The sequence below is a fragment of the Vicinamibacteria bacterium genome (genome assembly GCA_035620555.1).
GTDB lineage: Bacteria > Acidobacteriota > Vicinamibacteria > Marinacidobacterales > SMYC01 > DASPGQ01.
This window is the reverse complement of the sequence record DASPGQ010000435.1, coordinates 1-6,270: the sequence shown is the minus strand read 5'-3', so window position 1 is coordinate 6,270 and position 6,270 is coordinate 1. Positions and strand designations below refer to the sequence as shown.

Below are 6,270 nucleotides of genomic sequence, written 5' to 3'. Positions count from 1 at the left end.
GAACTGGCTCGCCGTCAATTGCAGAAACGGCTGGTTTTCACTGATGGCGAGCAGCTGACCCTCGGTATTTCGGAGCTCGAGACTCACCTGAAGGGTGGTGTAGTACGCGGTCTCATCGTCGTTCATCTCCAGGCTCAAATTCTCGGGATCGATCTCGATGCTGTAATGGATGAAAGAGGTGTTCTCCGGCCCGACGAGAACGGCGAACACGGCCCGAGAGTTGATGTAATGGAACGAATAATCCGCGGTTACGCGATTGCCGTACTTCAAATAGCCGTCGAGGTAGTCGGTGTTTACTTTCCTGCGTGGGTACTCGACGATATCGGCGAGATTGCTATCGACCGCCATCGAAGGCCGAACTTGCAAGAGCATGGGGTCGCGCGTGTTGCGTCCCGAGAACATCTGCGCCGTCGGCTCGCTTAGGTCGATCGTCAGCGAAGCCCGCGCGAGATCGACCGATATGGTCTCGAGGATGTCGACGGCGATGTTCTGGTTCGTCCTCAGACTGAAACCGTCGTGAAGCAGCCTCTCGGGGCCGTGCGAGTAGGGATGGTAGAGCTCGTATTCACCGACGTCGTTGTCTTTGAAGAAGAGCAGGTTGAAACGAGCCGGGAGCCGGTAGCGAGTGTCCCCGTTGTAGAGCCACAGCTCTGCACTGACGACCTCGTTGGAACCGTCGTAACGCTGAATCTCGGCAGGCTCGCCGAGAATGATGTAGTAACGGCCGCGGTCGGTCTTCCATCCCGGCCGGGGCGCGTCGCGGCCGAGCATTCGAGTCGCATACTCGAGCCTGCGATAGTGCTCCACCATGGCTTCGTTCTCGAGTGTCGCGGGGTTGGGATCGCGTCTCTGCCAGAAGGCCTCGAGGAACAGGTTCCGCTCTTCCACCGTCCCGAGATTGAGAAATACCTCTCGTTCCTCGGGAGTGATGATGTAGACGACTTCCTCCTCGAGCCAGGCTCGATGGTCGTCCGACAGACGGTCGAGACGCTCGTCCGCCCCCGCCACTCGGGCGAACAACGCCAGGGCTACCAAAGTGTAGGTGAATCTCGTCATCATCGAAGCGTCACCTCGACAAACCGCGAGCATCCAAGCGGATTCCTCTTCCGCCGGAAGGGCTTGGACCGCCGTGCCTAGGTTAGCCGTATACGCAGACACCTGCAAGACCTACACTTGTATCGGGACATTTTGGCCCTTGCGTTGGACCTCTAGGGGGTGTAACTTAGTGGTGCTCTTGAGCTAAGGAAGCTGGATGCAGCACGCCAGAACCTCTGATATATTTCACCGATCTGATTTCCCACACCTCGAAGACGGCCCTAGCACACGATTTTCTGAGTCAGTACGAAGGAGGATCTCATGACGCTTACGCGCCGTGCGTTTTTGCGCACAGTGGGTTCGGGAGCCGGCGGCCCCGCTCCCGCAGTCATCACCGCCCGGGGTCGAGAAGCGCTCGTCGGGGAGCTCGGCGTCCTGACGTCGGCAATCGTCCCACCGGCGGACGTCGACGAGATTCGGATCAGCAGCAACGAGAACCCGATGGGACCGGGTCCCACGGCGATCCAGGCGATCCGCGATCATTTCGACGACTCGAATCGTTATCCGATGAATGCTCGCATCACCGACACCGATGCGAGAGAGCGCATCGCGAAGATGTACGAAGCTCGAGTGGAGAACGTCGTCGTCGCCCCGGGCTCGTCCGAAATCCTGCGCAACGCGGTGCGGGCCTTCACCGGACCGGATCGTCCGATGGTGACGGCCGAATGCTCCTACGAGAACCCGGTTCGAACGGCCGAGTTCTTCGGGACTCCGGTCAAGCAGGTGCCGAACGCCGGCGATCTCGGAATCGATCTCGAGAAGTTGGCCGGAGCCGCACTGGGAGCGGGGCTTGTTTTCTTCTGCAATCCCAACAACCCCACGGGGACGGTCCACGTCAGAGGGGACGTCGAGGAGTTCGTTCGCTTCGTGGCCAAGGAATCTCCATACACCTACATCCTCATCGACGAGGCCTACCACGACTATGTGACGAATCCGCGCTATGAGACTTCCGCGGCGCTCGCCCTCAAGTACCGGAACGTCTTCATCGGCAGGACGTTCTCGAAAGCTTATGGCATGGCCGGTCTGCGCCTCGGTTACGCCGTCGGCGGAGCGGAGGCGATGGCCAAGCTACGCGCCTACAAGCTGACTTTCGGAACCAACGTGCTGGGCCTGGCCGCCGCCTGCGCCTCACTCGACGACCCTGGGTACATCGAGAAGGAAGTCGCGCGGAATACCGAGGCGCGACAGTACACTCTCGACTTCTTCGCCAAACACGGTTTCTCTGCGACCGACAGCCAGACCAACTTCATCTTCGTCGAGATCAATCGGCCGGCTAAGGAGTTCCGTGAGGCCTGTGCCAAGTTCAACGTCCACGTGGGCCGGGACTTTCCCCCCTACGAAAAGACCCACGCGCGCATCTCGATCGGCACGCTCGACGAGATGAAGCAAGCCACCGAGATTTTCGCCCAGGTGCTGGGGATTTCCACCACCGACGCGGGGTCCGACCGGAGCTGAGGTTGGAGCGATGGAGAAAAACGGGAATTCACACTATCAGGAGGATGCCATGTCGCTGTCGCGACGCGATTTCGTGAAGACGCTCGGTGTCGGCGCTGCCGGCGCTTATGCGGCAACGCTTGTCAGCACCCGCAGGCAGGAAGCCATCGCTTTCGCCGCCAGCACGGGTCTACCCCTCGACCAGGTGATCAACCTGGCGAACAACGAGAACCCGATGGGACCCGGCACGGCGGTGCTCCGAGCCATCGAGGATTCGCTCGGACCGAACGGCACCAAACCCGGGCGGTATCCATTCTCCTACGAGGGCCCTCTCCACGAGGCCATCGCGAAGAAATGGAGCGTGAAGCCGGAGAACGTCCTCGTGGGCGCCGGCTCGACGCAGATCCTCGTCGACGCGACGCACAGCTACACGTCGAAAGAGAAGGCGCTCGTAGGCTCTCTCCCGACTTACGAGGAATGCTTCGGCTATGCGGCCCTGATCGGCAACCGCACCAAGGCGGTTCCGCTCACCGCCGACTACCGGATGGATCTCGACAAGACGATGTACGCCTGCAAAGGCTCGGGCATGCTGTTCTACTGCAACCCGAACAACCCCGTCGCGTCGCTGGTCAATCCCGCCGACACCAAGGAGTTCATCCCTCGAGCTCTCAAGGCCAACAAAGAACTGCGGATCCTCGTGGATGAAGCCTACATCGATTACGTGACGACGCCGGGGCACGAGACCTTGATTCCGATGGCGGTTACCGAGCCGCGCCTCATCGTCGCCCGCACCTTCTCGAAGGCCTACGGGATGGCGGGACTCCGCATCGGCTACGCGATCGCACACGAGAAGACGATCGAGAAGCTCTCCGAGTTCCACATGGGCAACTCCGTGTCCAGCGTGAGCTACGCCGGAGCCATTGCGGCCATCGAGAGGGATGCGACCGAAACGAGCTACCTTCCTAACGAGCGCAAACGGAACGACGAGGCGCGAAGCTTCACCATCAAGTGGTTCGCGGACCGCGGTTACCAGGCAACGGACGCGCAGACGAATTTCGTCTTCGTCGACGTCCAGCAGCCCGTCGAGGATTTCCAGGAGGCATGCCGCAAAGAGGGGGTGCGGGTCGGCCGACCGTTCCCGCCGTTGTGGACGCACTGCCGCATCTCGATCGGCACCATGGAGGAGATGAAGAGGGCGGTGGAAGTTTTCGACCGTGCTCTGGCCGCGTCGAAGGCCCAGGCCGCCTAGATTTCTCGAAAACGCATCCAGGCCGCCGCTCTCGAGCGGCGGCCTTTTCCTTTTAGCCGACCGAATACACGGATGCCAGAATGCCTTCAAACATTGGACAAACGCGCGATGGCGGTGTGAGAATGCGGCCATGAGCGCTGACCTCCGTTATCCCATCGGCCCGTTTCGCTTCCCCGAGACGATCCGCGACGACGAGCGCGAGTCGTTCATCGATTGCATCGCGGAAACTCCAAACAAACTGAGGGCCGCGGTCGCTGGACTCGACGAAAATCAGTTGGCCACCCCGTATCGCCCGGGCGGATGGACGGTTCGCCAGGTCGTGCACCACTTGCCTGACAGCCACCTGAACAGCTACGTCCGCTTCAAGCTCGCCATTACAGAGAACGAGCCCACCATCAAAGTTTACGACGAAGCGCTGTGGGCCGATCTGAGCGACGCGAGGGAAGCGCCCATCGCCGTGTCGCTCGATCTCCTCGAATCCCTGCACGAGCGGTGGGTCTACTTCTTGCGATCGCTGACGCCCGAACGGTACGAGCGGCGATTCCGCCATCCCGAGCTCGGCGCGATTACCGTCGACCAGAACATCGCTCTGTACGCCTGGCACGGACGTCATCATGTGGCACACATCACCGCGCTCCGCGAGCGTCAAGGCTGGGATTAACCCCTCAGATCGTCGGTGGAACCCGGCGGTGTGCTAGCGTACAGCGATGGCGCGCCGACGCAAAAACAAGAAGTCACCTGCAAAGCCGATTGCGGAGACGAGAGCACCGGAGCTTCCTCCGGTCACTAGACGACGTCTTCGCCTCCTTTGGCTCGTTCCCCCGCTCGTCGTCGCTGCCATCGTCGTTATGGTTCTCCACCCCGCGGAGATCACTCCCCGAAAGCTCAACGTCATCATCGTCACGGCCGATACCCTGCGCGCCGACAAGCTGGGCGCCTACGGAAATACCGCGGTCGAAACGCCGCACATCGATCGAATCGGAAGCGAGGGCATCGTCTTCGAGCAGGCGGTGACCGCTGCTCCCGTCACCCTCCCTTCGCATGCATCGATTTTCACCGGGACCTACCCGCCGGCCCACGGCGTGCGTGACAACGGCGGCGCCGCCCTGAGCTCAGACCGAACGACCCTCGCCGAAGTCCTCCGTTCCGAAGGCTACGCGACCGGAGCGTTCATCGGCGCGTTCGTCCTCAGCTCCCGCTGGGGCCTGGACCAAGGCTTCGATCAATACGACGACGATATCGATACGGCAGGCTCGCACAACCTCGGCGGAAGCGACGCTCAGAGGCGGGGCGACACCGTGCTCGCCGACGCCTTCCGGTGGATGGACTCGGTAAAGGAACGGGCATTTTTCTCCTGGATTCACCTCTTCGACCCCCACATGCCCTACGACGCACCCGACCCTTTCCGTTCGCGATACGAAAATCCCTATGACGGCGAAGTGGCCTATGTCGACAGCCTGGTGGGCGAGCTCCTCGAGTGGGTGGACACCAACGAGCTCGGTGAGTCTACGCTGATAGCCTTCGTCGGCGATCACGGTGAAAGCCTCGGCGAACACGGCGAGCTCACGCATGGCTTTTTCGTCTACGACGCCACGATGCGCGTTCCCCTCGTGGTACGAACCCCCTATCGAGCGCTCCAATCGCGCCGCGTGTCCTCTCTGGTACGAACGATCGACCTCATGCCGACGGTCCTCGATCTCGTGGGTCTCGAAACGCCTCAGGGAGTCCAGGGACAGAGTCTGGTAGAACTCGCGCTGGGCCGCCCCCCGAGCGACACCCCGCATGCGTATGGAGAGTCCCTCTTCCCCAGCCACTACGGTTGGAGCCCGCTCCGTTCGCTCCGGGACGAGGAGTTCCTTTTCGTCGACGCGCCTCGTCCCGAGCTCTACGACCTCCGCGCCGATCCGACTCAGCAAACCAACCTGGGGTCGGCTCGCGCGGACGCGGTCCAGAGCTACCGGGAAAAGCTGCGAAACCTGGAGTCCGAGATGGGCGGATTCGACACGACGTCGTCTACATCGGCGACGCTCGATCCCGAGACGGCTTCCAGGCTCACGGCCCTCGGCTACGTCGGGGCCGGTTCCTTTCGCTCGGTCGACTCGAGCTCCGCGTCGGATCCCAAGGACAAAATCGATCTGTTCAATCGCATCCGAGGAGCGGCGACGGCCGCCGATGCGGGGAGGCTGGACGACGCGATCACCTTCCTCGATTCTGTCTTGGAGGAGGATCCGGGAGTCGTTGAAGCTCGGAATATGCTCGCGGGTTATCTCGCCCGTCGCGGGGACTTGCGGGCTGCGGAAACGGCCTACCGAGAGGCGTTGTCGAGGGGTCCTGACTACGCACCAGCGATTCTAGGACTTGCCAGTGTCCAGCTCGAGATGGGCCGCAGGCAAGACGCGGAGATCACCCTTTCCCGGATGCTGGAGCTCGAGCCGGGCAACCCTCCCGGATCCTTCCTGCTGGCGCGAATCTTCATCGATTCGGGAAGATTT

The 6,270-nt window shown here is 61.7% G+C and carries 5 protein-coding genes; 4 read left to right on the top strand and 1 reads right to left on the bottom strand.

Features of this window, described 5'->3' with window-relative positions; genetic code table 11:
* Positions 1-1,059, bottom strand: a 1,059-nt coding sequence (locus VEK15_17700) for a GWxTD domain-containing protein (protein ID HXV62538.1), incomplete at its 3' end; no start/stop codon positions are given.
* Between the two features lie 297 nt (positions 1,060-1,356).
* On the opposite strand from VEK15_17700, the gene VEK15_17695 reads away from it, so the two are divergent.
* From VEK15_17695 to VEK15_17680, 4 genes are all read left to right on the top strand, one after another.
* Positions 1,357-2,550, top strand: coding sequence for an aminotransferase class I/II-fold pyridoxal phosphate-dependent enzyme (locus VEK15_17695; GenBank protein HXV62537.1), 1,194 nt, complete (start codon positions 1,357-1,359; stop codon positions 2,548-2,550).
* A 49-nt stretch (positions 2,551-2,599) separates the two neighbouring features.
* Positions 2,600-3,778, top strand: a complete 1,179-nt coding sequence (locus VEK15_17690) for an aminotransferase class I/II-fold pyridoxal phosphate-dependent enzyme (protein HXV62536.1) — start codon at positions 2,600-2,602, stop codon at positions 3,776-3,778.
* 130 nt (positions 3,779-3,908) lie between these two features.
* Positions 3,909-4,439 carry a putative metal-dependent hydrolase gene (locus tag VEK15_17685; GenBank protein HXV62535.1) on the top strand — a complete coding sequence of 177 codons (531 nt, stop codon included), beginning with the start codon at positions 3,909-3,911 and terminating at the stop codon, positions 4,437-4,439.
* 46 nt (positions 4,440-4,485) lie between these two features.
* A partial coding sequence (locus VEK15_17680; protein ID HXV62534.1) for a sulfatase-like hydrolase/transferase occupies positions 4,486-6,270 on the top strand: 1,785 nt, incomplete at its 3' end.

Bases quoted from the DNA above. Each gene is read 5' to 3' on its own strand.
- VEK15_17695 (HXV62537.1), top strand. From the start codon at position 1,357: ATGACGCTTACGCGCCGTGCGTTTTTGCGCACAGTGGGTTCGGGAGCC.
- VEK15_17690 (HXV62536.1), top strand. From the start codon at position 2,600: ATGTCGCTGTCGCGACGCGATTTCGTGAAGACGCTCGGTGTCGGCGCT.
- VEK15_17685 (HXV62535.1), top strand. From the start codon at position 3,909: ATGAGCGCTGACCTCCGTTATCCCATCGGCCCGTTTCGCTTCCCCGAG.